20 protein-coding genes are annotated in these 26,701 nt (G+C 47.2%); 6 read left to right on the top strand and 14 right to left on the bottom strand.

All coding sequences use genetic code 11. The features are described 5' to 3' along the window. Complete coding sequence (locus tag AC3WQ3_RS26040; RefSeq protein WP_336779856.1) at positions 1–591, top strand: biotin transporter BioY; 591 nt, start codon at positions 1–3, stop codon at positions 589–591. Positions 592–824: 233 nt separating this feature from the next. Here AC3WQ3_RS26040 and AC3WQ3_RS26035 read toward each other — a convergent pair whose 3' ends face one another. From AC3WQ3_RS26035 to AC3WQ3_RS26010, 6 genes are all read right to left on the bottom strand, one after another. Beyond that, a complete protein-coding gene (locus tag AC3WQ3_RS26035) occupies positions 825–3,080 on the bottom strand; it encodes an FAD-dependent oxidoreductase (RefSeq protein WP_336779855.1) in 2,256 nt (751 codons plus the stop codon). A gap of 5 nt (positions 3,081–3,085) precedes the next feature. Then, positions 3,086–3,931 (bottom strand): carbohydrate ABC transporter permease, encoded by an 846-nt coding sequence (locus tag AC3WQ3_RS26030; RefSeq protein ID WP_336779854.1) that lies wholly within the window; start codon positions 3,929–3,931, stop codon positions 3,086–3,088. A 23-nt stretch (positions 3,932–3,954) separates the two neighbouring features. Continuing rightward, positions 3,955–4,836 (bottom strand): carbohydrate ABC transporter permease, encoded by an 882-nt coding sequence (locus AC3WQ3_RS26025; protein ID WP_095358348.1) that lies wholly within the window; start codon positions 4,834–4,836, stop codon positions 3,955–3,957. Positions 4,837–5,099: 263 nt separating this feature from the next. Further along, positions 5,100–6,413 carry an ABC transporter substrate-binding protein gene (locus tag AC3WQ3_RS26020; RefSeq protein WP_336780235.1) on the bottom strand — a complete coding sequence of 438 codons (1,314 nt, stop codon included), beginning with the start codon at positions 6,411–6,413 and terminating at the stop codon, positions 5,100–5,102. Positions 6,414–6,566: 153 nt separating this feature from the next. Beyond that, entirely contained in the window at positions 6,567–7,322 is a 756-nt protein-coding gene (locus AC3WQ3_RS26015; protein ID WP_095358349.1) for a response regulator transcription factor, read from the bottom strand. 18 nt (positions 7,323–7,340) lie between these two features. Further along, complete coding sequence (locus AC3WQ3_RS26010) at positions 7,341–9,143, bottom strand: sensor histidine kinase (RefSeq protein ID WP_492474101.1); 1,803 nt, start codon at positions 9,141–9,143, stop codon at positions 7,341–7,343. A gap of 449 nt (positions 9,144–9,592) precedes the next feature. Between AC3WQ3_RS26010 and AC3WQ3_RS26005 the strand changes: the two genes are divergently transcribed. Continuing rightward, a complete protein-coding gene (locus tag AC3WQ3_RS26005) occupies positions 9,593–11,317 on the top strand; it encodes a cellulase family glycosylhydrolase (protein WP_492474100.1) in 1,725 nt (574 codons plus the stop codon). Between the two features lie 127 nt (positions 11,318–11,444). After that, positions 11,445–12,344, top strand: coding sequence for a manganese catalase family protein (locus AC3WQ3_RS26000; protein WP_095358352.1), 900 nt, complete (start codon positions 11,445–11,447; stop codon positions 12,342–12,344). A gap of 71 nt (positions 12,345–12,415) precedes the next feature. Here the strand turns inward: AC3WQ3_RS26000 and AC3WQ3_RS25995 are convergent, their stop codons facing one another. Next, positions 12,416–12,823: a hypothetical protein gene (locus AC3WQ3_RS25995; protein WP_492474099.1), complete on the bottom strand. Its 408-nt coding sequence runs from the start codon at positions 12,821–12,823 to the stop codon at positions 12,416–12,418. A gap of 475 nt (positions 12,824–13,298) precedes the next feature. Between AC3WQ3_RS25995 and AC3WQ3_RS25990 the strand changes: the two genes are divergently transcribed. Beyond that, positions 13,299–13,562: a hypothetical protein gene (locus tag AC3WQ3_RS25990; RefSeq protein ID WP_492474098.1), complete on the top strand. Its 264-nt coding sequence runs from the start codon at positions 13,299–13,301 to the stop codon at positions 13,560–13,562. Positions 13,563–13,760: 198 nt separating this feature from the next. Here the strand turns inward: AC3WQ3_RS25990 and AC3WQ3_RS25985 are convergent, their stop codons facing one another. From AC3WQ3_RS25985 to AC3WQ3_RS25975, 3 genes are all read right to left on the bottom strand, one after another. After that, complete coding sequence (locus AC3WQ3_RS25985) at positions 13,761–15,725, bottom strand: sucrose-specific PTS transporter subunit IIBC (protein ID WP_492474097.1); 1,965 nt, start codon at positions 15,723–15,725, stop codon at positions 13,761–13,763. Between the two features lie 26 nt (positions 15,726–15,751). After that, positions 15,752–17,227, bottom strand: coding sequence for a glycoside hydrolase family 32 protein (locus tag AC3WQ3_RS25980; RefSeq protein WP_492474096.1), 1,476 nt, complete (start codon positions 17,225–17,227; stop codon positions 15,752–15,754). Between the two features lie 161 nt (positions 17,228–17,388). Next, the gene (locus tag AC3WQ3_RS25975; RefSeq protein ID WP_492474095.1) at positions 17,389–18,378 is read right to left on the bottom strand and encodes a LacI family DNA-binding transcriptional regulator; all 990 of its coding nucleotides are present in this window, start codon (positions 18,376–18,378) and stop codon (positions 17,389–17,391) included. Between the two features lie 28 nt (positions 18,379–18,406). Here AC3WQ3_RS25975 and AC3WQ3_RS25970 point away from each other — a divergent pair, with 28 nt between their 5' ends. Both AC3WQ3_RS25970 and AC3WQ3_RS25965 read left to right on the top strand, forming a co-directional pair. Next, positions 18,407–18,613 carry a hypothetical protein gene (locus AC3WQ3_RS25970; protein WP_492474094.1) on the top strand — a complete coding sequence of 69 codons (207 nt, stop codon included), beginning with the start codon at positions 18,407–18,409 and terminating at the stop codon, positions 18,611–18,613. 330 nt (positions 18,614–18,943) lie between these two features. Beyond that, on the top strand, positions 18,944–20,023 hold the full coding sequence (locus tag AC3WQ3_RS25965; RefSeq protein WP_492474093.1) for a bifunctional 3-deoxy-7-phosphoheptulonate synthase/chorismate mutase: 1,080 nt from the start codon (positions 18,944–18,946) through the stop codon (positions 20,021–20,023). A 122-nt stretch (positions 20,024–20,145) separates the two neighbouring features. Here AC3WQ3_RS25965 and AC3WQ3_RS25960 read toward each other — a convergent pair whose 3' ends face one another. From AC3WQ3_RS25960 to AC3WQ3_RS25945, 4 genes are all read right to left on the bottom strand, one after another. After that, the gene (locus tag AC3WQ3_RS25960; RefSeq protein WP_336779844.1) at positions 20,146–21,819 is read right to left on the bottom strand and encodes a ribonuclease J; all 1,674 of its coding nucleotides are present in this window, start codon (positions 21,817–21,819) and stop codon (positions 20,146–20,148) included. Positions 21,820–22,026: 207 nt separating this feature from the next. Then, complete coding sequence (rhaA, locus tag AC3WQ3_RS25955; RefSeq protein WP_154893389.1) at positions 22,027–23,298, bottom strand: L-rhamnose isomerase; 1,272 nt, start codon at positions 23,296–23,298, stop codon at positions 22,027–22,029. 17 nt (positions 23,299–23,315) lie between these two features. Continuing rightward, positions 23,316–25,385 (bottom strand): bifunctional aldolase/short-chain dehydrogenase, encoded by a 2,070-nt coding sequence (locus AC3WQ3_RS25950; RefSeq protein ID WP_336779843.1) that lies wholly within the window; start codon positions 25,383–25,385, stop codon positions 23,316–23,318. 256 nt (positions 25,386–25,641) lie between these two features. Continuing rightward, complete coding sequence (locus AC3WQ3_RS25945) at positions 25,642–26,622, bottom strand: glycoside hydrolase family 5 protein (RefSeq protein ID WP_492474092.1); 981 nt, start codon at positions 26,620–26,622, stop codon at positions 25,642–25,644. Positions 26,623–26,701 lie beyond the last annotated feature (79 nt).

Genomic DNA, 26,701 nt, shown 5'->3' with positions numbered 1-26,701 from the left:
ATGAAGTTATCTTTGCGCGGTATTGTATTCAGTGCACTCATGGCAGCTATACTCGTTCTTTTTGGTTACATAAGTATTCCCATTGGTTTCTCACCCGTCCCTATTACGCTGCAGACGCTTGCCGTTATGCTGGCGGGAGGATTACTGGGCCCGTTATACGGTTTCTTAAGTATTGCTCTGGTCGTTATTTTGACTGCTCTGGGGTTTCCGCTTCTGCACGGGGCCGGCGGCCTCGCCGTACTCCTCGGTCCTACAGGCGGATACGTCATCATGTGGCCTTTCGCCGCCCTGCTCATTGGATTGCTGCTTGCACGAATCAAGCTGAAAGGAATCGGCGGTTATCTACTGGCATTTGTCGTGTTTGAACTGTTCGGATCGCTGCTGATCTATGTTTCGGGCGTACCTTGGCTGGCCTATGCCTATAAAATGTCTCTTCCGGAAGCGATGATTCAAGGTTTCTATCCTTACATTATCGGAGATCTGATCAAAGCACTCTTGGCTGCAATCATTATCGCGCCAGTTCGTATGGTATTCCCACCGCAGCGACTGACAGGTAATCTGAATTCGACCATTGTGAAGGCAGATTCCTAAGGAACACATATCATAAAAACTGCTCAACCCAAAAAGTCGTTTCCGCGTGCAGGAAGGTACTTACATCCTCGCAGGAAACGACTTTTAAATATAATGAGGAACTTTGCTAATGATTGAATCATGAAGGTGATTCTTGCTCCCCAGCTCTAACGACCAGTTAGCGAATCTGCTTAAACCCATTCAATTCAAAACAAATATAAAATGGAAGGGCAGCGCCGATGGCGCTGCCTTTTTTAGGAATATACACGGACTTCAATCAGCTCGGCACAGGAAGCCCCATTTGTCTCCTCAATAATGATTCGTAAATTCCTTGTCGACACAAAGTGCTTCAACGCAATACGGTTTGTACGCCTGCGATTGTCCTTCACGGATTCAACCAGAACCCGTTTGCCTTCCACCTCTGCCTCGATCCGGTACGCTTTTACGAGCTCCGGAATGATCTCGAACGGAGTCCGGTGATGATGCAGATTAATGAGATCTTCATTCACATCATCATTCCATGTAAGAAGAATCTCACGGATAGACACCTCATGCTCCCACTCCAACTCCAACCAGGCTTCACCGTCTTCGTTCTCATACAGAGGTAGAGACATCCAAGAATGAGGACCGCCATAAGGGCGTTTATAGCCATCGATTACTTTTTCCGGCAGATAAGTATCTGTCTTTCCTGTAATTTTAAAACAAAATGGTTTGCGGTTCAGTGCCTTCATGCTCCAGGCAACAACGGGCTGAGACTCATCGTGATCCTCAAGGGAAGCGACCGCGTGCGGGGCAGCACCCTTCTCAAAGGACAACACACCGGTTACTTGCTGACTGGATTGATAGAGTCTAATTCTATCATTCTGCCTGATAACAACAAATGCATTCTGCGAATGGGCAGGCTCCCATTGGATGCTGACATGAATCCATTGCTCTTCACCCTTAGTTACACGAATGGTCCTTTCGGCAATCTGTTTTGCTGGAACGTAGTTCTCTTCCCGACCTGTATCCCAGAGCTCTACTTGGAGCTCTGTATCTTCCTCTGTCGATACCAGTAGCTCCATCCCCTGAAGCGAAGGATCAACGGGAAAAAGAATTCCGATATCTCTCTCCAATCGATAGGACTCTGCCGGTTGATCAATTGCAATGGTCATACACGCTGTTGAAGCAGTTACTACAGCCTTAGGGGCAAGGTCCTGCCTGTCTTCATTTCGCAATCCGATGACCGATGCATCCTGTCGCAGCAGCGTTTGCTGCAATTCCTTCAGATGCTGGTTATGGATCAATCGCGGGGATACCCCCTTGGCTGCACAGAGCGCAGCAGCAGTCCCGGCAGCTTCACCCATCACCGCACAGGTTGCCATAACTCTTGTCGTACCGAAGGCCACATGTGAAGCACTTACATTTCTTCCCGCAAAGAGCAGGTTCGACACATTCGCCGAATAAAGTGAGCGATAAGGAATATGATAGATGCCATCGGCATGCATATGCTTGGAACCGCTGGCTTCGGCGTACATGCCCTGCGGTGGATGCAGATCAATGGACCACCCGCCAAAAGCAATCCGGTCGGCAAAAGGCTCCTGAGCTAGAATATCATTTTGGTTGAGTACATAATCTCCCATAAAACGTCTATATTCTCGTTTCCCCGGAATGGACCCCACCCACTCCAGTGTCATCGTTTCTGCACCAAACTGCCCTGAATTTTTAATATAATCCCAGATGCCATAAATGACCGACCAGAGTTCATCCCGGATCCGTTCATTCTCATGAACCGTGTCCAGTTCCCCTCCCCATTCGATCCACCAATAATGACAGCCTGAATCACCGCTGCGAATGACACGTTTGATTGGAATGGGCGTTTCCTCAATGTTTTTGGCAAAGGACGGAGGCACGAAACGAACAGGTCTACCGGCATCTTGTGTGTAAAATAGCAGCGTACTTCCCAGTGTTATCTGATCAGCAGTCTCAGGTGCCCACTCTTCTTCATATTCATGTGCCGCCTCACGTCCCAGACGATAGCGGGCTCCAGCCAGAAATCCGACTAAGCCGTCTCCTGAACAATCAAGAAACACCGGACTTTCAAAGCGAATGCGCCGTTCCGATCCCATCATCCACCCCGTCACCGATCGAATATGGCGGTCTTCCTCCGTTCCTTCTGCTTCCACCTCGTGTACATCCGTATTCAGAAACAGGCTGATCCGTTCTTCCGCTCGAACGGCTTCCAAAAGAACCAGATCCCACAAATAGGGATTGCCTTCCGGATTGCGGTACTGGTTCTCCAGGAACAGCTCTCCCATGATGCCCGTCTCCCGGGCATACCGGTTCGTTCCGTGTGCTGTTGCTCCGCAAACCCACACCCTTACTTCACTGCTTGAATTACCGCCAAGCACAGGCCGGTTATTAATTAGGGCCACCGTACTTCCCAATCTCGCCGCTGCGATGGCAGCACAGATGCCTGAGAGCCCGGCCCCGACAATCGTAATGTCACTGGTAATCTGTTCTGTTCTCATGTTCATCACCCTTTCACGGCAGAATTGGTCAAGCCCTGAATGATGTAACGCTGCCCTATAGCAAATACAATGATCATGGGGATAATCCCCGCTGAAGCAGCAGCCATCATGCCATTATAATCCACCGTATTTTCCAATATGAAATTTTGCAGTCCCAGAGGTACCGTATACAGATTCTCGTCGATCAGAAACACAAGTGCATTCTCATAGTCGTTCCACTGCCAGGAAAAATCAATAATGGCCAGTGTTGCCAGTGCCGGCTTGGCAAGTGGCAAGATCAGGCGAAAGAATATGCGGAAGTGTCCCGCTCCATCAATAAAGGCTGACTCGGATATTTCATTCGGAATGGACAGGAAGAACTGACGAAGCATGAACACTCCGAAAATGGTGAACAAACCAGGCAGGATCAATGCCAGATGTGTATTATAGATTCCCGCCCACTCAAACATGATGAACTTCGGAACGAAGAGCACTTGCGGCGGAATCATCATCATCGACAGATAGAGCAGAAACAGCGCATTCCGACCCTTGAAATCAATCCGGGCGAATCCGTATGCTGCAAAAGCGGAAAGAAATGTTGCGCCTACCATGCCAATGATGGATATCTTGAGTGAATTCAAATAATACGTACCGAAGCTTTTGGCACCGGACCATACTTTTTGATGATGCTCCCAGGTCAGATTGGATGGAATCCACTCAATGGGATATTTGAAAACTTCCATAGGCGTCTTAAGAGATGTGCTTATCATCCAAAGAAAAGGAATAATCATGACAATAGCCAGTGCCAGCATAATGATGGTGATGAGCAAACTGCCAGGCTGCACAATGGATAGACGTTTTTTGAGTTCCATACTTCCTGTCCCCCCTTTTTAGATTAGTAATGGACCCAGCGTTTTTGCCCTACCCACTGAAGAACAGTAATCAGCAGAATAATGGCGAATAGTGCCCAGGAGACCGTAGCGGCGTATCCCATGTCATAATAACGGAACGCATTCTGGTATACATACAGAGACAGGATGGTTGTACTATTCCCAGGTCCCCCCTGTGTTGTGGCCTGAATGATTCCGAACGTTTTGATAGCCATGATCAGTCCGGTAATTAGCAGCAGAAATGTGGTTGGACTTACCAGAGGCCATATGATTCTGCGCAAAATCTGAAGCGGTCTGGCTCCATCGATCTTGGCTGCTTCGAGCAGCTCAGATGACACTTCCTGTAAGGCAGCAAGGTAAATAATCATGTTGTAGCCAAGCATAAACCAGATCCAGATGATATCGATGGCGTACATGGAGGAGGTTGTCGTGGAGAGCCATCCCGGTGGGTTATCTACACCAATACTGCGCAAGAAACCGTTGATTGGTCCCTGATTCGGCTGAAACAGCAGCATCCAGACAAATGCCACAGCTACTCCGCTCGTGATATAAGGCATAAAGTATAACCCGCGCAGCAGCTTTTTCAGATAAATCTTTTGATTCAGGATGACGGCTACAATAAAACCAAGCACAATCGAGACAGGTACGGCGAGCAAAAATATCAGGGTATTACGCAAGGATAGAAAGAACAGCGGGTCTTTCATCAATCGCTTGATATTGTCCAAGCCTATAAACGTCATATCTGGGTTCATAAATTTGTAATCCGTAAACATGAGACCAAAAGAGTAGATGGCCGGGATCAGGAAAAAAAGCAGAACTCCCAGCATGTTTGGACCGACAAAAATATATCCCAGCATGCGCTGTCTTCTCATCCAGTTGTTATGCATTGTTCTTCGCCTCGTTTCTTCCAGGGATAACCCAAGTCTACCAACCCGGCAATGTTCCCATAAGTAACAAATCCACCTTGTTCATAAAACAGAATGATGCAAAAAATGCTTTGCCACAGGCAGTCCGATCATTCAAAAACATCAATTTGTTCTATTCTGCGAATGCCTATCCATCTGCTGTCAAAACAAAGAGACTGCCACCATAAATCTGGAGCAGTCTCGATATTTCAACCTTTTGGAGTACACGAATTATGTTGCTCTTTTTATTTGGCCGTCTTGAGATAATCATTATGTCTGGAAACCATAGCGGAGATCGTTGTATCCAGATCCTGTACGCCCAGAAAATACTTTTCGTACTCCTGCGCTCGCAAATCCATTACTTCCTGAGGCACAGTCCGGACATAGGTTGGCGTTTGATAATCAAACATGACATACATGAGTGACTCCAGATCATACGTATCTTTCTTGTCTCCAAGCATGCTCTCCAGCGCCTTATCCTGATCTGCATCCTTGGAAGCTGGGAATCGTCCTCCCTCAGCCATTGGGGCCATGCCGCCATCCGCATACCACTTCAGAAATTCCCAGGCTGCTTCCTGATGTTTCGATTTGGCATTAATGGAGATGTAATCTCCCAGTCCACCTCGCATGACATAGCCTTCCTTATCTTCAGACAAACGTGGTACCGGTGCGAAGGCGATGGTGAAATCCCGCGGGTAATCGGTAAAATTGTTAGAGCTGCGGAGAAGCCATGCCCCAATGTTAAGCATAGGTACTTCCCCGCTCAGAAACATCTGCTCCACAGGCATTTTTGACGTCAGCTGCTCTCCGAGCGGCGGTGTCGTTTTATCCTCAGCCATCATGGCATTCAGGGTTTCCAACCACTTTCTTACCATGGGATGATCCAGGTTGGACGTTCCGTCTGCCTTGGTATACCCTTCCTGCGACAGGACGGAATCCATTGAATCAACGAAAGGTTCTGTGTTTTGAATGAACCCATATCCACTATCCTTTTTTAGCTTTTTCGCATATTCTCTCATCTCATCCCAGGTCCAGTCCTTCGGAACAGGCAGATTGGCCGCATCGAGTGCTTCCTTGTTCAGTGCCACGAAATAGGTGCTCTTCGTGGTAGGGACACCATAATACTTTCCGTCAATTTTCCAGCCCTCCGCATCAGGACCCATTTTCTCGTCGATGTTGTAGTCGGTGAAGGAACTCAGGTCAGCCGCAGCACCGGATGCCACCCTCTTGGCCGTATGGGAAATCGTATAGTTCACAAATAAATCCACATCCTGACCTGTCATGATGGCCGTATCCAGTTTAAGATTGCCTTCATCATCATTCACATAACGCACATATTCAATCTGTGTTTCGGGATGCTCCTTGTTCCACACATCGATGACTGCCTGCGGCCCCGCTTCAGGCGGTACGCCTCCCCACATTTTCAGTTTGACTGTATCACCCGAATTGTCAGACGAACCGGTCTGAGCATTGGAACCTGAATCATTGGAACAACCTGCGATCATGCCCACAACAAGGACAAGTGATACCATTCGTGCAACCAAGCCTTTTTTTCTCACCAAGAGACGACCCCCTCGTAAATTCTGGATTGAAGTTTGCAACTTAAGGATAGCAAATGAGTGAGAATGGTCGTAAGTAACAGAATCATGATTGCCATGGAACAGAAATACACATTTGAAACCGTTATCATCCTTCAGTCAAATCATTTTGTTCTATTTCTGATGACGATACTGACTCGGGGTTGTACCCGTCATTCGTTTAAAGATTTTGATAAAATAATTATCGTTCATAAAACCGACCTGGTGGCCAATCTGGTTCACAGGCCAATCGGTATCCGTTAGATACTCGATCGCTTTGTTAATACGTGTTCGATGCAAATAATGAATCAGCGTCTCCCCGGTCTTCTTTTTAAACAGGGCACTCACGTAGTTTTCCCCCATCATGACGTAACGTGCGAGGAACTTCAGTGTAATATCCTGATCATAATGCTGTTCAATGTATTGGATGATCTTATTCACTTCCGGATGCGTAATTTTCTCCTTGGGCGCTGTGGATGCGGGACGAATGGCGCGCTCTTGTGGCACTCCGTTATTCGATAATTCCTTGCTTACCTTAACGAGAGTTTCGCGCAAATCCTTCACACTCATCGACAACTTCAGAATGTAATTGGAAGCTCCGTATTCCATGGCCTGCCGCATGGATTCAAAATCGCCCATACATGTCAGCATGACAAATTTGGATTGGATGCCAGCCTTCCTTGTTTCCTGAAGTAACATTAGTCCGTCCATCTGCGGCATGACAATGTCACACAGAACAAGATCCGGAGGGTCCTGCTTAATCATTGGTAACGCTTCCAACCCATTGCTTGCTTCTCCGGCTAGCGTGAACCCCATGTCCTCCCAACGAATGATCTCCTTCACGGACTCCCGGACGAATGTCTCATCTTCCACCAGTAATACTTTCCACATCGTAGTCCCTCCATTCCGTTAATCCTCGTCATTCTTGTTGCCCAGGTTTTGGTTCGCATATGGTTCGGACAGCAAAACAGGCAGATGAATCCGGCACAATGTCCCCTGTTCCAACGAGATCACCTCGAGCTCGCCTTTGTCCTTGAATAGAAGTCTTAGCCGTTCCCTGATATTCTGCAGCCCAATACTCGGTCTCTGACGACCCTGCTCCCTGTTATTCTTCGAATGATCCATTCCCACCCCGTTATCCTCGACCTCCAGCGTCAAACGATCAGGCACAGCTGCATTTCTAAACATCCGGATCTGTATCCGGCCTCCCTCTGCCATATTGCCAATCCCGTGGCGAATCGCATTGTCAATCAAAGGCTGCAGACTGAGCTTGGGAACCAGGGCATACAGCAGCTCTTCGTCATAACTGAACTCTATATCAAACACATTTCCATATCTGACTTGTTGGATATACAGAAAAGCTCGCGTCAGATCCATTTCATCACGTAGGAGAATGAGATCCACATCCGAATTAAGGCTGGTTTCCAGCAGTTTACCGAGTGAAAGACATATTTCCACCGTTTCTTCATTCCCGTTCCGCAGGCCAATCCATTTCAGTGTATTGAGCGTATTCAGCAGAAAATGTGGATTCATCTGAGCTAGAAGCATCTGAAAATGGACGGCATCCTTCTGCCTTTCTTCGGCACGAAGCTGTTGAACCAGTCGGTTCATGTCTACCATCATCGTATTGAAGGTCCGTGTAAGATCCAGCACCTCTCCCCGGTGATTCTCCTCTGGCAGCCGAATGCGGAGATCCTTGCCAACCGCTTCTTTCATCTTGACCTGTAGACGGGATAATGGCCTTGTAAATGTGTAAGCAATCATGAAAGCAATAGCAATAAAAAGCGCCGTAATGGCATAGAACGTTGCGAAATAATGCTTCTTCAGGCTTTCAATCTCACCAAACAGCAATTGTAAGGGAATGCGGTTTATCATATACCAATCCAGTGAAGGCAGATAACTATAGTTAATGAGTGACTCACTGGACTTGTCAGTCCAGTATCCATTACTCGGCTCGCGGGAAACCTCACGAATAACTTCAACGGGCAGCTTAGACTCGGAATTGGAACGAGCAATCACTTCGCCCTGTCGGGTCATGATAAAATAGAGCTGGTCACTCTCGGACTTCTGCAATACAGACTGAAACCAGTAGGAGAAATCAATGCTGATTCTTGCCAGTCCGTATGTATTGTTATTCCGGTCACGTAATTTGGCGTAAAGAGATAACAGGGTCGGGCTCCTGGTCACATCACGGGATACATAATTCTCGTCATTCGACGTCCATACATATGAAGTTCCGCTGTCTTGAAGGGCCAAGAAGGAACGATCTGATGCAACGGTGTCATAATCTAGCGGGACCTTGGGCTGATATGAGGTGTAGATATGCCCGTCTTCATCAAGCAGCGTAAAATAAACCGATGGATTGTAGAGAAAAAAGCTGTTATTCAAACCCTTGAATTTGTCCTCCATACGTTCCTTGTTGTCCAGGACATTGTGCTCGCTAGGATTTTGAAGAATTCGGCGAACTTCAGAGTCCTGTTCCAGAAAGATCAATGTTTTGAAAGCGATACTGAGCTGATCTTCCAGCGACTGGTGGAGATTATCCAGCTGTTCATGACTCTGTTCACTAATCTTCTGCTGCACAAGCGATTCAATTTTTTCGTAGTTGTACAGATTGAGAATACTGAATGGAAGCAGAATGACAAGCGCGAACCCTGCAAACAAACGGTATTTGAGCTTGTGGGGGATCATCCACCCCAGCCACTTCCGCATATAAACCGACTCCTTTTGCTGCCCTCTGGTGAACTTATTATATCACCCTGTTCATGCAGCTGGATGGCTGATTTTGCTAACGATATCTTCATTTTAAAGAAGGCTGCACTCCAGTCATAGAAACATATTTCTCATTGCATAGAACATATCTACACATTAAAGCCCGCTTCTCTTCGAAAACTCATGCTTTCATATACGAACAGTTTATCCATCCTATTATCGCGAGACGGATCACTAATTTACAACTGATTTCTGTTCCAATTATGAGGGTACTCTCTTCTTTTATTCTATGTTATATTAACATCTACGAAAACGCTTTCAATACAAATTTTGGAGGTGATCCTTCCTTCGTAAATCCTGTCTGGACTGTTTTATAACTGAGCTTTTCTCCATCTGAGCAAGCCTAATTCATCAGTTCAACTATTCCAAGCATGAAGGAGACACTGTTAATGAAGAAAATTCGTAAAAATGTTCTATCCCTCACACTGGTCACAGCCCTGATTCTGTCTCTGTTCTCTTCTGCCATGGCCTCTGCAGCTCCTGATCACAAAGGCAAGCCAAGTAAACCTGCTGCCCCAACCAAAATCCAGTCCTACGTCAGCGCCATGGAACCAGGCTGGAATTTGGGTAATTCGCTCGACGCTGTGGGCGAAGACGAGACAGCCTGGGGTAACCCGCGGATTACCAAGGAACTGATCAAGCAGATTGCAAAGCAAGGTTATAAGAGCATTCGCATTCCTGTGACCTGGGAAGCCCACATCGGCGACGCACCCGACTACACCATTGATCCCGCCTACATGAACCGTGTACAGAAAGTTGTGGATTGGGCACTCGATGCCAATCTCTATGTCATGCTTAATATCCACCACGATTCCTGGCGATGGGTCAGTTACATGGAGAAGGATCATGACCCTGTGCTGGCACGCTATAATTCCGTATGGACCCAGATTGCGAACCAATTTAAAAATGCTCCTTCCAAGCTGATGTTCGAAAGTATTAACGAGCCCCGTTTCACAGAAGGTGGAACAACGGATGCCGCAGTCGGGTACCGTATGCTCGATGAGCTTAATACTTCTTTTCATCAAATTGTAAGGTCTTCTGGCGGAAACAACAAGACACGTCCACTCGTACTCCCAACGATGCACACCTCATCCGCCCAAGCCGATCTGGATGCATTGAATGAGACCATTACGAAATTGAACGATCCAAACATAATTGCCACAGTTCACTATTATGGATTCTGGCCATTTAGTGTGAACATCGCTGGTTTTACCAAGTTTAATGAAGAAGTACAAAAAGACATCACGGATACATTCGATCGCGTATACAACGCTTTTGTAGCCAAAGGCATTCCTGTTATTGTTGGTGAATATGGCTTGCTGGGTTTCGACCAGCATACGGGTGTCATCGAACAAGGTGAAAAACTGAAATTCTTCGAATTCGTTGGACAGTATCTGCGTCAAAAGAAGATGACCACCATGCTGTGGGATAACGGGCAGCATTTCAGTCGTACAAACTATACTTGGTCTGACCCTGATCTCTATAATACGATGAAAGCGAGCTGGAAAGGTCGTTCCTCCACAGCCGAATCCGATCTGGTCCATCTCAAAAAAGGAGCAGTCGTTCAAGATCAAACGATCCGATTGAATCTGAATGGAAACACCTTCATATCCCTGGCTAACGGTAACAAGAAACTGTCTAAAGGCAAGGATTACACGATTAAGGATGACGTGCTGACCCTTAAATCCAGTCTGTTAAGCAAACTGACCGCTTCCGGCAATCTTGGTGTCAATGCGAAGCTTACAGCGAAATTCAACAAAGGCGCCGACTGGCACCTGAATATCATTACGTATGATACACCTGTGCTGAGCGATGTTACAGGAACTACCGATTCTTTTGCAATTCCAACCACGTTTAACGGAAACCAGCTGGCTACCATGGAAGCAACTTATGCCACCGGAGGTAACGCCGGTCCGCAAAACTGGACTTCTTTCAAGGAGTTCTCCTACACCTTTAGCCCGGATTACAGCCGCAATGTCATTGAACTGAAACCAAACTTCTTCAACGAAACGAATGATGGTGAGGTTATTCTCAAATTCCACTTCTGGAGTGGCGAGGTGCTCACCTACACAATAACGAAGAACGGTACCAGTGTCGTTGGTCAAACGTCTTAAGTTGCAAATGCGAACGTTCTGTTCAGAGCAAAGCTCTGGCAGAACGTTTTTGTTTTGACCAAAGTCCGAATAACGTACAAGTCATGCCTCATACCTTTACAGTAATTTGGCTTGAGGAGGCAAAATCATGTTTAAACGGGTAGACCGCCTTGCAATTGAACTGCCGATCTCCAATAACCCTGACCCCAATGGAGCAAGCGCAGTCCAGGAACTGCTTGGTGGAAAGTTCGGCGAGATGTCCACGCTAAATAACTACATGTTCCAGTCCTTCAACTTCCGGGGCAAAAAAAAGCTGCGTGCCTTTTATGACATTGTGGCAAGTATTACGGCTGAAGAATTCGGTCATGTGGAGCTTGTCGCCAATACCATTAATCTGATGCTGGTTGGCACTACTGCTCCGGGAGACCCTGATACTACCCCGCTTCGTGCAGGTAAGGATGCCCGTATTACTTCCCATTTCATTGAATCGGCTCAGACCGCGCTCCCTTTTGATTCCATGGGCAGACCCTGGAACGGCTCCTATGTCGTGAACAGCGGCAATTTGATCTTCGACCTGCTGCATAATTTTTTCCTCGAATGCGGCGCACGTACTCACAAGATGAGGGTGTACGAGATGACGGATCATCCAACTGCGAGAGAGATGACCGGTTATTTGCTCGTCCGTGGCGGCGTACATATTCTTGCCTATGCCAAAGCGCTGCAGATTGCAACCGGCGTTGATGTGACCAAGATGTTCCCTATTCCCCGCCTGGACAATAAGGTGTTTGACACGACCCGGAAATGGGAAGCCATGGGCGAACATCGCAGGCTATACACCTTTAGTGACAAGGACTACCAGAATATCGCCCAAATCTGGAAAGGCACACATCCGACAGATGGCGGAAAACTGGAGGCATTTGCAGGACTGCCCGGACACAGTGGTGCTATTCCCGATCTGCCTGACCTGCCGGAAGAATTCGCCCCTGGCGTCTCTGCGGAAGATCTGTTACAGATTGCAGAACGGCTGAAGCGCCAAGCAGGATTGTAGTGCTGAACATATGTCAAGCGGTCATCTCATTATTCGAGATCACCGCTTGTTATTTTTGCATGACCGTCCCATCATAAAACAAACGATATATCACCGCTTCGGCTGTGTATGACATATGAGGCTCCCAACCCGCGGTATACCAGCTGCACCGGATTCAGGCTGCTTGTAACTACATAAAGCCGCTGCGGGCACCAGCTATGGCATAATTGAATGTCCTGACAGCACTCTGGCAGATTTCTTTCAAATACAAAGGCATGTTTCACCGCCCAATCTAAAGCAATGGGCGTCTTGTCTGCCGAACCAGAGTGATAAAGGCGATACACAGAGAGTTTACCGATCAATTCAGTCAGCTGCTGTTCCTCTTCTGCATTGTGGACAAGCACGATTACATCCATCCCCCTCTTCAGCAATAAACGAACAAACTCCATTCCTGCTGAGCTCTGTCCCGTTGAAACTAACATTACAGCGTCTTCCACCATCGTACTCCCTCCCCTTCGTCTCCAAGCCAGCAAGAATAAATATCCTCTGGCACGGTATGAGCGAATCATAGTCCTGTACTTGCAGGGCTGCAAGGCCGTAAGGGAACGATTTACTGCGTAAATCAACCAATTCTGGCGAATCTCAAGTTCTTTTTAACCCTAATCTACAGCTGGCTTCCTCTAGCTTCCGTTTACCGTGGAGGAAATGCCCCAATGAAATAAACGGATGTAATCAGCAAAAATAGCAGACTGAACCCGATTTAATCGCTTACATCACGGAAATGTTCACCCGGAAGCACTTAAATGCGGTAAATAAAAGATCCCCAACATTTTACTTCATCGTCACTCAGCCGTAACATAAACCAAAGGTTGAAGAACATAAAGTCGCATTCATTCGATGGAGGTTGGTGGCGTGTTTCCGAGCTGTGAACTTATAAATCAAATTACCATAAACCATGAAACGAAGATTACTTCCATGGAAATCATTCGGTACGATATGCGAAAGCTGCCGTTACTCCCTCATGAACATTCAGGCGGCTACTGCGGCTTGTTCAAAATTTCGTGTGGAGGTATTAACGGATTTGCAGAATTCAATTTACCGCGAGGTTCAGAGCCTGCTGATCTGGTCAAATGGGCTTCGGTATTCGCAGGGTTAAAAGGGTTGGAACGAAGCGAGCTATCCATTACATCAGCGAGCACCAAAGTCTGTGGGGAGAGGTCCGTGCTCATTTTCTTCTAAAATGCCTAGACAATCTGATCTTCAATCTGGAGAATGGCGGGAATTCACCTATGAGCCAGGAACAGGTGCGTTCTTTTTTGATGGAATATGCGCTCACCTATTATTCGTTTTAATACACATGTTACGTTGTATGAATAGCAAAAAAAGCAGGCAATGAGTCTGGTCAAATTCATCAGCTCTCTCTGCCTGCTTTGTTCATTATTGTTTAAACTTTACGACAAGGATGTTGTCCCCATTCGCCTGTACACTGCCAATCTTGGCCGTCTGCACTTCTTCTATGATTTCATTTCCGTTCGGGATCAGAACGGGAGTGATGAGTGGCAGCCCCGCCGCCTGAATGGAGTTCATGTCAAACTCAATCATTAATTGTCCAGCGGTGACTGCATCTCCGCTCTGGACATGAGCGGTAAACCCCTCTCCCTTTAGACCAACGGTATTGATTCCAACGTGAACAAGCATTTGCAGACCACTCTCATGCTCCAGAATGACAGCATGTTTACTCTTGTTCATGACATGGGCTACGATGCCATCAAAAGGTGCGTATACCTTACCCTCCGTAGGCTCAATGGCAATCCCCTCACCCATATGCTTCTCTGAAAATGCAGGATCAGGTACGTTGGCCAAAGCCACCGCTGTACCGGTCATCGGCGAAGCAATCTCCAGCTTATCCACCTGGGGCCGATGTACCGCTGCTTGATTGGTCCGATCATCCGTACCTGCGGTTTGGACAGCCGAAGGATCACTCTCATTTCCACTGTTCGTTATCTCATCTACAGCAAGCGGCTGATCCTTGTAACCGAAGAACCAGGTTAATGCAAAGGCCACACCCACAGCAACCACATTCACAAGAATGTACAGGGGCAGCTGACTGTTCAGATACAGCAATGTACCGGGAATCACCGTTACGGCCATGCCTGTACCCTTCAGATGGAACAAGGATGCGAGAAAACCACCAACACCGCCACCAATCAGTCCCATAACGAACGGTTTCATGTAGCGCAGGTTTACGCCAAAAATGGCAGGTTCGCTAATTCCGAGAAAAGCGGATAAGGATGATGGCAGGGCAAGAGCCTTGAGTTTTGTATTTTTTGTTTTTAATCCTACGGCTAAACAAGCGGCTCCTTGTGCAGCCATCGCAGAAGTTACAATGGCGTTGAATGGATTATAACCTGTTTTTTCCAGCAGCTGGATTTCCAAAAAGTTAAAGATATGATGCACACCGGTAACGACAATAATCTGATTGAAGAAACCAATAATAATTCCGGCAATACCGAATGGAAGGTCAAGAACAGCTGTCGTCCCATGCAGCACCCACTCTTCAAGCGAATGAAAGACGGGACCGATGGCAAAGAGCCCCAATGTAATCATAACTGTTAGTGTGATAAAAGGCGTGAGGATCAGGTCCAGCGCCTCCGGCACGCGTCTTCTCAGAACCTTTTCGAACTTCGCTCCGATAAGTCCCACGAAAAATGCAGGTAAAACGGACCCCTGATAGCCTACAACGGGTATAAATCCAAACATGTGCAATGCTTGAGCCGATCCATCTGCCACAGCATAAGCATTCGGCAGAGCCGGATTGACAAGCATCAGTCCGAGCACAATTCCGAGCACAGGGCTGCCGCCAAATACGCGGAATGCAGACCAGGCCACCAGTGCAGGCAGGAATGCGAATGCAGTGTCCGTCAGAACTTGCGTAAACAACAGGAAATTGGGCGAAATGTCCTCAGGGGTTGCACCGAACAAGGACAGAATTTCATTCTGGGTAAGCAATCCGCGCAGCCCCATGAACAACCCTGTAGCCACCAGTACAGGAATAATAGGTACGAACACATCTCCGAACGTGCGGATTGCCCGTTGAAATGCGTTGCCTTCCTTTTTCCCCTGATTCTTCACGTCTTCCTTGGAGGTACCTTCGATTCCGAGCTTCTCGACCTCTTCAAAGATCCGGTTCACGGTACCTGTCCCAAAAATAATCTGATACTGTCCGGAATTGAAAAAAGCACCCTTGACCTTGTCTATATTCTCGACCTGCTTCTGATCGATTTTCTCTTTGTCATTCACCATAATGCGTAGACGTGTCGCGCAGTGGGCAAATGATGCGATGTTATCTTTGCCCCCAATGGCTTGAATAACTTCCTTGGCTATTTGTTGATTATCCGACATGGTATTTCATTCCCCTCACCTAATATCTAGTAATCCCATTTGGTCGCTTTGAACTCAGCCTTGCCTCCACTCGCAAAAAAGCGAATTCCCGTACTTTCGGGGCTTGGGAAAATTCGACTTGTGAATACCTCTTCCCCATCATTGACAAAGATTTCAACCGACGACGTATCTACAAACAGCTGTAACTTGATCCGATCTCCGTTCAGCGTGCACTGGCGTACCGTGCCATTCATGCCCCCCATTGGAGCACCTGAAGAGGTTCGATCCAATATCAACTTTTGCTGAAGACGGTCGTATTGCAAAACGGTCTTTTCTTCACCGCCTGTTCGAAATTCAATCCCGAATCGTTCAGCATCAAAATGACTGATTTCACATTCCAGCTCATAGGCAGTCCCGTTGAATGCAGCAATACTTTCAGATCTGTTCTCCAGTATCGTTTGATAACGGTACCCCTCGGATTGTCGACGGAGCTTCTTCATCTCATCAACAGGCTGCTGAATGAGTTTGCTGTCTTTGAGGGACAACTGGCGCGGGATCGTAAGGCAATGGGCCCATCCGCTCGCATCGGTTGGATACTCCACATCCGGAAGTCCCATCCATCCAATCAATATGCGTCTTCCGTCCGGCGCTTCCATCGATTGTGGCGCATAGAAATCGAACCCGCGATCCAATTCCTGAAAAGAATCATGATCAAACGCTCTCGTCTGTAGATTCAATGGCTCACCAATCAGGTAACCTGACTGAAAAATGTTGTTGTATAAATCCCCTTCACCTTCGATACCCTGTGGTGAAAAAAGAAGCACGCCTCTGCCATTCATCTCAAAGTAATCCGGACACTCCCACATATAGCCGAATTGGGAGAGATGCGTCTGGATCTCACCCAGAAACTCCCACGCTGTGAGGTTGGATGATCGATACAACACCGCGCATCCTGTCATGTCTGTCCGCTGTGCTCCGATTACACAATAATAGGTATCCCCATCCTGCCAAACCTTCGGGTCCCTGAAATGCTCTGTGTACCCGGATGGTACTGACGATATAACAGGCTGGTCGGCTTTCACAACTGAACCGCTTTCATTCATGACCGCCAAGCATTGATAGGGATGTCTTATCCATGTTTCATCCCTGGTGTTGCCTGTATAGAGCAGGTGCAGCTTGTCATCCTTAACAATGGCACTTCCTGAGTAAGCCCCGTGCGAATCGAATGGATCACCCGGACGGATGCCGATGCCGACCTGCTCCCAGTTCACAAGATCTGTCGAGCGAACATGATACCAATATTTCATTCCATGCTCTGTTCCCAGAGGAAACCATTGATAGAAAAGATGATAGTGTCCTTGGTAATATGAAAATCCGTTAGGATCATTCAGCAAGCCCGTAACAGGTTGAATGTGATAGGATTGTCTCCACGAGCAAGCGGAAATCATTGCTTTCAGCTTCTCAATCTCTCCTTCTTCCGCCTGCTCAATGAATCGGTAGCGCTGCTCTCTGGTCATTTTCATAACATATCTCCTAACCTTGCCCAAAATTATTACATTAAAGAGGAACCGGTTCCAACACAAATAAAAAAATAATTCCACAGCATACAGCCAAAACCATTATTCCAATTCGAATATCTCAAACGAATGGAACCGGTTCGATGGAATTATCATAAAGGATAAGTTTATACGTTGTCAACGCTTTCTCGGGGAATCAATTCCACATCAAGTATAGTTTGCTTCTCTACCGGCTCACCTGTAACCTGACGAATCATATGGCTCGCAGCCAGTTTACCGGCTTGCAAATAATGAAATTTCACTGTTGTCAGCGCCGGATGAATCATTTCCGTGATATCGTATCCGCCAAATCCGGCTACCGACAATTCATGGGGAATTCGAATCTTGTTAGAGAAAGCTGTCTTCATTACACCAAGTGCGATGTTATCCGTGGCACCTACAATGATGCTCGGTTTATTGTCCCGAAGAATGGCTTCTGCTGTAACGATCGCTTCGGACATTTTGAAGCTTGTCTCGTAGTAGGTAACATCACACCCACTCCCGCCATATTCGGCGATGGCACGCTGGAATCCCTGTCTACGATGTATGCCGACGGCCTGGTCCCTCTCCGTTACACCAAGATAAACAATCTGGCGGTGCCCCTTCTCCACCACATATTTGCCCATATCGTATCCGGCCTGGTCATCGTTGTGAACCAAACTATGCAGACGTTCATGCTGTTGTCCCACCAACAACACCGGAATACCAATCTCTTCGACTGCCTTCAGATGTGCTTCAGTTACTTCAGCGGCAAGCAGAATAATGCCAGATACCTTCTGCCTTGCAAAATCATAAATGGCGTCGATCTCGCGATGCATATCCTGGCTTGTGTTGGCAATCAACATCTGGTACTGATTGGTTCGTAATTCCTCATCTATGCCGATAAGCGTCTGTGAAGTTGCAAATGAGTCCAGCCGGGGGACGACCGTTCCGATTATACTGGTTTTCTTCGCTTTGAGGCTCTGAGCAAAGGTATTTGGTACGTAATTGTATTGTTTAATAATCCGCTCAATTTTCTGGCGTGTATCTTCACTGACCGAACCGCCATTAAGAAAACGGGAAACGGTGCTTTTGGCCACGCCGGCCAGTTGAGCGATATCAGATATGGTTTTGTTCATAGTTACTCCTCTTGTGTACAGCTTAAAAATGAAAATGGATAATGCACCCTTCTTATTATACTTGGTTGATGTCGATGTGGCGAATATCATTGTGCTGCAGTACAGCGTTATTGATGTGCTGCAGTACAGCGTTATTGATGTGCGGCATCACTTCAATTCATTGCGTGCAGAAGGTGTACATGCTAGTATAACTTCAATTCATATCGTGCACGATGGAATATTAACATATCAATAAACAATTACAGGCTATGACGGAAAGAGTAAGCGGAATCTGGCGTTGATTACAGGGACGTGGTGCCAAAGACTGAGAGCACCCGAGGCAACCATCCGCCGAAGTTCACTCCCGAGCCGATTGCTGAAAAGCGGCTTCTTCAAGCGTCAGCTTCTAGGACAATCCGTTCCTTGCGTTAAAAGGTCAAAGTGAGATTCGGCATGCCTGCAATCAGGCTGAACCGTTTCTAATTAGGGTGGTACCACGGCTTCTTCGTCCCTTGCGGATGAAGGGCTTTTTTTGTTTTTCAATAAAAATGAATTCATATCCAACGTAACGGAGGAGTGGTTGTAAATGGACGAGAACAAAACCTTGGAACAATTACGAAGCCGATTAAATGAGATTAATCATGATCTGCTTCACTTACTATCAGAGCGGGCGCAAATTACACAGGAAATCGGTCAGATCAAGGAAAAACAGGGCGTTCCCAAGTTTGACCCCGTTCGTGAGAAAGAAATGCTGGAAGAATTGACGGCAGCCAATCCTGGGCCTTTCCATGATGATGCCATCAAGCTGCTGTTCAAGCAGATCTTTCAGGCTTCGCTGCATTTACAGGTTGACGAACACAAGAAACAGCTGCTCGTTAGCCGTAAAAACCAGCAGGAGGATACGATCGTCTCCATTGGTGACATTCAGGTTGGCGCGGGTAAACCAATCATGATTGCCGGACCTTGTTCCGTCGAGAGTTACGAGCAAGTCCGGGAGGTTGCCAAGGCTTTGAAAGAAGCCGGGATTTCGGTTATGCGCGGCGGAGCGTTTAAACCACGCACCTCCCCATATGATTTTCAGGGATTAGGTATTGAAGGACTGAAAATTCTGAAGGAAGTAGCTGACGAGTTCGGTCTCGAAACGATCAGTGAGATTGTGCATCCAGGCCATATCGAGCTGGCAGCGGATTATATTGATGTGATCCAGATCGGTGCCCGAAACATGCAAAACTTTGAGCTGCTCAAAGCAGCGGGCGACGCTCGTATTCCGATTTTACTTAAACGAGGGTTGGCAGCAACCATTGATGAATTCGTGCATGCTGCAGAGTATGTCGTGTCCCGTGGGAACAAACAAGTCATGCTGATTGAACGAGGAATTCGCACTTATGAAAAAGCCACACGCAATACCCTTGATATCTCTGCCGTGCCTATTCTAAAACAGGAAACCCATCTTCCCGTGCTGGTGGATGTAACCCACTCTACTGGACGCAAAGATATTCTGGCTCCATGCGCCAAAGCTGCCCTGGCGGCTGGTGCCGACGGCGTTATGGTGGAAGTGCATCCCAATCCAGCGGTCGCGCTATCCGATAGTGCGCAGCAGTTGAACATCGAACAATTCCATCAGTTCCTCTCCTCCGTAAGACAATCCGGTTTATTGAAGGATTAATAGTCGCAGAAGATAGTGAACAGTTTTCTCTAAAGCAAGCAAAAACAAAAAGCCTGAAGGAGTTGCCTATTCATCAAATATGAATGAGCATTCCTCAGGCTTTTTCTTATTCTAACCATTTTTCATACCTCTATGATAATAGGCAGGATCATCGGTCTTCGTTTCGTCTGGGCATAAATGTAATGTCCGATCTCGTCCTTAAGCTTTCTTTTGATGACATTCCACTGGTTCACTCCGGCTCCGGTCAGTTCTTCCATTCTGGATAGCACCAATCCATGAATTTCTCGCATAAATTCCTCCGAGTCTTTTACAAACACAAATCCTCTGGAAATAATCTCGGGAGATGTGACCATTTGCTTCTCCGTTTTGCTAAGTGTCGTCACAATGACAAGCATACCGTCTGACGATAACTGTCTGCGATCCCGAAGCACAATATTACCTACGTCCCCCATAATTAAGCCGTCAACCAGACTGTTGCCTGAAGCGATTTTGGGACCCGGTGATGCTACGCCGTCCTTGTACTGAATCATGTCACCATTATTTACGATAAATACGTGATCCGGATCGATGCCAACCGATTCAGCCAGCAATCTGTGCTGGTACAGCATGCGAAATTCGCCGTGGATGGGAACCAGATAATCCGGTTTCATCAGTGTCAGCATCAGCTTCAGCTCTTCCTGACTGCCATGCCCCGAAACATGCATGCCCCCCGACCCGCTCGAACCATATAGTACTCTTGCCCCCAGTACATACAGGTTATCAATAACGTGGGCTAAATTGCGTTCGTTGCCCGGAATTGCTCCTGCCGCAATAATGACGGTGTCACCTGCTGCCACTCTCACGTGAGGGTGCTTACCTGTCGCGAGCCGAGACAGCGCAGCCATAGGTTCACCCTGGCTTCCCGTACAGAGAATAACCACTTGTTCAGGAGGAAACTGATCCGCATCTATCGCTTCAATCAGAAGGCCGTCAGGAACATCCAGGTATCCGAGCTCACTAGCAACAGATACGACATTAACCATACTTCTGCCCAGCAAGGCCAGTTTGCGGCCGGTCTCAAAGGTGGCATTCACAATTTGTTGGACCCGGCTGACATTGGAAGCAAAGGTGGAGATGAATATTTTTTGCCTGGCTCGAATAAATGCATCCAGAATGCGATCCCCTACAACACGCTCAGAAGGTGTAAATCCAGGTCGTTCGGCATTTGTACTCTCGGACAGCAGCAGATGAACGCCCTGTTTACCAATCTCGGCCATTCGATATAGGTCAGGATAAGGTCCATTTACCGGTGACATGTCGAACTTGAAATCGCCGGTATGTACCACATTTCCACCAGGTGTCCGGAAGAATACCCCCAGGCAGTCCGGGATGCTGTGGCTCGTTGCAAAAAAGGAAACGTCGATATCCCCCAGCTTTACAGTGGAGTGAGCATCGATTGTATGAAGATCTGCGGTTCGCAGCATATTATGCTCTTTCAGTTTCAGTTCAATCAACCCTCGGGTAAGCCTGGATGCATATACGGGGATATTCATTTGTTTCAAAAAATAAGGTATGCCCCCGATGTGATCTTCGTGCCCGTGGGTAACAACAAGCGCTCTTACCTGGTCCAGATTCTCCAGCAAGTAGGAGACGTCCGGAATAATGAGATCGATGCCCGGCAAGGTCTCATCCGGAAATTTGGAACCACAATCAATGACGATAATATCCTGGTTGTACTGAATAATGTACATGTTCTTACCAATTTCGTTTACGCCGCCAAGTGCAGCGACATACAACTTATTGTGGGCTAGATTCAATTTGAAGCATCCTCCTTTTCGCTTTGCTGCAGTAACTGGGCTATTCTACAAGCCTGTTTATGTATTTGTAGTATGGTATTTCTCGGTTCACTTATGCATCGTGAATATCGCCATGCCAAAAAGCCCGCAAGGAACGCTGGCTCCACGGCGGACTTTTATCAGTTTAGGATAAAGTAATTAATACAAAATTCCTTTTATAAGAACAAGTTAAACGAGCGATTTACCACGCTGCAGCAAAACATCTTCTTCATAGGTTTTAATCTCGGAGATCCATTTCTCGCGAACAGGCACTCCCTGCTGGGCACAATAATAATCCCAGATGGCACCAAATGGATAGGATTTGAATTCTTCGGTCAGCGCAAGCCGTACCGTATAATCACCTTGCAGCTCAGCGGCTTTTAGTGCATCCACCGGTTCCAGCATGGCACGAAGCAAAGCCTTGATCGTGTTGCGCGTACCGACAACCCAGGCGGCTACGCGATTGATGCTGGCATCGAAGAAATCGAGGCCCACATGCGTCGTTGGCAACAGGTCGTGACGAACAAGTTCGCGTGCAATTTCCAACAGCTCATCGTCCATAATGACGACATGGTCACTATCCCAACGCATTGGACGGCTCACATGCAGCAGAATGCCACTAGTAAAGAGCGCAAGGGAAGACAGCTTGTTGGAGATGACCTCAGTAGGATGGAAGTGGCCTGCATCCAGGCAGATCAAAGTATCATTTTGCAATCCATATCCCATATAGAATTCGTGTGATCCAACCACGTACGCTTCCGAACCAAGGCCGAACAGTTTACTCTCAACTGCGTCCAGATTATGCTTCGGATCAAGCTTCTCTGCAAATACTTCATCCAACGAATCCTTGAGGCGTTTACGCGGTGTCATGCGATCAACCGGATTATCCTTGAACCCATCTGGAACCCAAACGTTCGTTACGCACGTCTGGCCCAATTGTTCGCCGAAATAAGCGCCGATGCGACGAGACGCCTTGCAGTGATCAATCCAGAACTTGCGAATCTCCGGATCAGGATGACTCAGTGTGAATCCGTCGCTTGATTTCTCATGAGAAAAGCATGTCGGGTTAAAATCAAGACCCAGCCCCTGCTCCCTCGCCCATTGCACCCATTTCTCATAATGCTTGGGCTCAATCTGATCCAGCTCCACTTTTTCATCCGTATCGGTATAGATTGCATGCAGATTGACCTTATGCTTCCCTGGAATCAGCGAAAACGCTTGTTCCAGATCTGCCCGAAGTTCAGCAGGAGTGGTTGCTGCTCCCGGATATTGACCTGTAACGGAGATGCCTCCCGTCAACTCTCCATCCTGGTTCAAAAAGCCTTTCACGTCATCACCTTGCCAGCAATGCACAGATACCTTGATCTCTGCAAGCTTTTCCAATACCTCATCCGTATCGATTCCATGCTGGGCATATAACAATTTGGCTGCTTCATACGCTTGCTTGACTTGGTTATCCATTCGCAGAAACCCTCCTCTTAACGTGTAAATGCTGCCGGTACACCGCCATCGATGGTCATCATGCATCCGGTTGTTTTCTCGGATTTGGAAGAAGCAAAGAAGGCAATACCTTCCGCAATATCTTTCGGATAAATATTCACGAGCAGTGTCGTACGCTTGCGATAGTACTCTTCCAGCTGATCGGGCTCAATCCCGTACGCTGCCGCACGTTCGTTTCTCCAGGAACCATTCCAGATCGCAGACCCTTGCAGAATCGCGTCAGGGAGTATCGTGTTGACACGAATGCCATATTCGCCGCCTTCAGCTGCGATACAACGTGCAAGGTGAGCTTCAAGTGCTTTTGCCGAGCTGTAAGCTGATGCACTTTTACCGGCATAGACCGAGTTTTTGGACCCGATGAAGACCATACTGCCGCCAATCCCTTGCTGTTTCATCAGCTTGAACGCTTCACGGGCAACGAGGAAGTATCCGGTACCCAGCACATTCATGTTGAGGTTCCATTCCTTCAGGGAGGTTTCGTCAAATGGACTCGATGTGGCAAGACCCGCATTGTTAACGATAATGTCCACACCGCCATATTGTACAGCCACTTCAGCATACGCCGACTGCACGGCTTCCTCATCGGTTACATCCATTTTTAGCGCATATGCGCGATTCGCACCATATTGGTCGTTGATTTCCTGCGCTACTTTTTGAGCGCCTTCCAGGTTCAGGTCAGCCAGAACGACGTGAGCTCCCTCGGATACCAGCCTGCGTGCAGTCTCGCTGCCAATCCCACCGGCTCCACCTGTAATAAACGCCACTTTCCGGGAAAATTCCGTTTCAGCCGGTGCAAGGGACAATTTATACAATTCAAGCGGCCAGTATTCTACATTGTAGGACTCATTGGCACTTAGCGATACGAATTTACCCAGGCTCGTCGCGCCCCGCATAACGGCAATCGCACGGTGATACAGTGCTCCGCTTACTTGGGATAGCGCCCAGCTCTTACCTGTGTTGATCATACCTACACCCGGGATGAGAATAACGCGAGGAGCTGCTTCAAACATGACATCGCCTTCGTTTTTGTTGCTTTCAAAATACTGTTTGTACTGCTCTTTGTATGCAGCTACGCCTTCTGTCAGCTTCGCTTTCAGACCATCAACATCCTCAGCGTCCGGCGTCCAGTCGATGAACAACGGAACGACTTTGGTATGTACCAGATGATCCGGGCAAGCCGCCCCCACTTGTGACAGCTCTGGTGAATTGGCTCCACCAACAAAGGCAAGTACATCGTCCTGATCGTCATAGGACAGAATCATTTTTTTGCTATCCGATACGGCACCGCGAAGCGTTGGCATGATTTTGGCTACAATCTCACGTCTCACTTCAGCAGCAAGTGCCGGATGTTTAACACCACCAAACAAACTTCCTTCATCCACACGAGCTTCAATGAACGCTTCCGCCTCATTGATAATCTTGATGGTCTGTGCGTAACATTCCTCGGATGTCTCTCCCCAAGTGACGAGTCCGTGCTTCTCCATCAGAACCAGTTCAGCATTCGGATTCGCGAATACGCTTTCAGCAATCATCTTGGATAACGTAAAACCTGGGCGAACATATGGGACCCACACAAACCGATCTCCATAAATCTCTCGCGCCAACTCTTTGCCGTTATCTGCACAACATAGACTGATAATCGCATCCGGATGCGTGTGGTCCACATGGTTGTACGGAAGAAAGGCATGCAGCAATGTCTCGATCGAGGCACGAGGGTGCTTGGAATCGATCATGCAATGACCCAAATATTCAACCATCTCTTCATCCGTCATTGATTCACGTTCAATCAGGGGACGAATGTCTTCCAGAGCCAGGCCTGTAAAATGCTTCGCTTGCATCGAGCCCAGGTCGGAGCCGCTTCCTTTCACGTACATGACTTCTACATCGCGCCCACGAAAATCCTTCACTGTTGTTTTGGTAGAGGTATTTCCACCATAAATGTTGCATACACTGCGGTCTGCGCCAATCAGATTGGATCGGTAAACCAGCTGCTCAAGTCCCGTTGTTTGCTCAGATGCCTGTGAAGAATTCCATAAACTCTGTACCATTCATTTCCCTCCGATAATGTTTGTTTTATTCCTAATCAGAGTTTATCATCTTTGTTTTGTTTTGAAAACAAAAGATTTTAAATATAAACGGAAATAATCAAAAGATCGTTATCCTTACTAATGTCTTTAATCAAAAGACACCCTGACGCTGCCGTCAGAGTGTCAAGAATGCAGTGAAAAACCAATAGAGTTTCAACATGCAGTTTAAACTTCAACCATCATTACCGAACAATATCGATTGAAAATGGTATAGATTTTAAAAGATTCCCGCTTTTTGGGACGTGTTTTTAATTCCGTAAGTATCATTGACAACCGTATTACCATAGCTCGTCAAGCTGCCGTTAGGTCCTGTTGCCAAATCAAGATAGTTTAGTCCAGAGCTATTACCGTACCAAGACCATGCAAGCCATCCTACCCCTTTTTCCTGACCATATTTCATGATTGCATATTCATCGACATCTCCATTGGTGTGATATCCTCCGAATTCCCCAATGATTAACGCCAGCCCCTTGTTCAGCACATTTTCCATATTGGATTTGACGGTGGCCGCATCCTTGCCTGCATACTCATACATGTGAATGGAAAACACCGTATTTTTCTGTGAATCCGCGGCGAACACGCTTTGTCCGTAATCGACGATCGATTGAGGATACTGACCCCAGCCTGCTGCATCTACAATCAAGGTATTTTTAATACCCGCTTCTCTTAATTTTGGAATAGCCTTTTTGTACCCGTCAGCCCAGGCGCTGCCGTTCCATGTTCCGTACCACTCGTTTGCAATATTTACAATAACCCGATCTTCCTTCCCGATCAGTGCTTCCTTGATGCTGATCCAGTAGTTAACCGCTGCATCCAACGAATTGTAATCATCTTTGCCTGTGGCATCGTGTACTTCAAGGACAGCAATCATCTTGTTTGCGTTTACGACATTAATGATGTTTTTTACGGAATTCAGATCATCTTTGGTGTATTGTGTACCGTTCGACAGTACAATTCGTACCGTATTGGCACCCGTTTTTGCAATTGCAGGGATAGCCGTGTTCAGATCATTTTTGAACCAGGAGTGCCCATGATTGATACCCCTCATGTAAAATGGTTTACCCGTAGAATCGTACAATTTGCCTCCGTTCACGTAAAAACCTGAAGCTGCTGCGGCTTTGGGAGCCGCACTCCCCAAAATGACAAACATCAGTGCTGCAATGACTGTTAGGATTGTACTCTTTTGCAACTTGGCCATGGCATATAACCTCCTGAGTTTTTTTATATTTCAATTAACCCTGCACAAGGCAACAGGTTAACTAAAATCAAATTTATCA

This window comes from Paenibacillus sp. FW104-T2 (genome assembly GCF_058789975.1).
The sequence above is the reverse complement of the archived record's forward strand: the minus strand, read 5'-3'. Positions and strand labels throughout refer to the sequence as shown.

Coding starts and splice junctions, on each gene's coding strand:
- AC3WQ3_RS26040 (WP_336779856.1), top strand. CDS start 1: ATGAAGTTATCTTTGCGCGGTATTGTATTCAGTGCACTCATGGCAGCT.
- AC3WQ3_RS26035 (WP_336779855.1), bottom strand. CDS start 3,080: ATGAGAACAGAACAGATTACCAGTGACATTACGATTGTCGGGGCCGGG.
- AC3WQ3_RS26030 (WP_336779854.1), bottom strand. CDS start 3,931: ATGGAACTCAAAAAACGTCTATCCATTGTGCAGCCTGGCAGTTTGCTC.
- AC3WQ3_RS26025 (WP_095358348.1), bottom strand. CDS start 4,836: ATGCATAACAACTGGATGAGAAGACAGCGCATGCTGGGATATATTTTT.
- AC3WQ3_RS26015 (WP_095358349.1), bottom strand. CDS start 7,322: ATGTGGAAAGTATTACTGGTGGAAGATGAGACATTCGTCCGGGAGTCC.
- AC3WQ3_RS26010 (WP_492474101.1), bottom strand. CDS start 9,143: ATGCGGAAGTGGCTGGGGTGGATGATCCCCCACAAGCTCAAATACCGT.
- AC3WQ3_RS26005 (WP_492474100.1), top strand. CDS start 9,593: ATGAAGAAAATTCGTAAAAATGTTCTATCCCTCACACTGGTCACAGCC.
- AC3WQ3_RS26000 (WP_095358352.1), top strand. CDS start 11,445: ATGTTTAAACGGGTAGACCGCCTTGCAATTGAACTGCCGATCTCCAAT.
- AC3WQ3_RS25995 (WP_492474099.1), bottom strand. CDS start 12,823: ATGGTGGAAGACGCTGTAATGTTAGTTTCAACGGGACAGAGCTCAGCA.
- AC3WQ3_RS25990 (WP_492474098.1), top strand. CDS start 13,299: ATGGAAATCATTCGGTACGATATGCGAAAGCTGCCGTTACTCCCTCAT.
- AC3WQ3_RS25985 (WP_492474097.1), bottom strand. CDS start 15,725: ATGTCGGATAATCAACAAATAGCCAAGGAAGTTATTCAAGCCATTGGG.
- AC3WQ3_RS25980 (WP_492474096.1), bottom strand. CDS start 17,227: ATGAAAATGACCAGAGAGCAGCGCTACCGATTCATTGAGCAGGCGGAA.
- AC3WQ3_RS25975 (WP_492474095.1), bottom strand. CDS start 18,378: ATGAACAAAACCATATCTGATATCGCTCAACTGGCCGGCGTGGCCAAA.
- AC3WQ3_RS25970 (WP_492474094.1), top strand. CDS start 18,407: ATGAAAATGGATAATGCACCCTTCTTATTATACTTGGTTGATGTCGAT.
- AC3WQ3_RS25965 (WP_492474093.1), top strand. CDS start 18,944: ATGGACGAGAACAAAACCTTGGAACAATTACGAAGCCGATTAAATGAG.
- rhaA (WP_154893389.1), bottom strand. CDS start 23,298: ATGGATAACCAAGTCAAGCAAGCGTATGAAGCAGCCAAATTGTTATAT.
- AC3WQ3_RS25950 (WP_336779843.1), bottom strand. CDS start 25,385: ATGGTACAGAGTTTATGGAATTCTTCACAGGCATCTGAGCAAACAACG.
- AC3WQ3_RS25945 (WP_492474092.1), bottom strand. CDS start 26,622: ATGGCCAAGTTGCAAAAGAGTACAATCCTAACAGTCATTGCAGCACTG.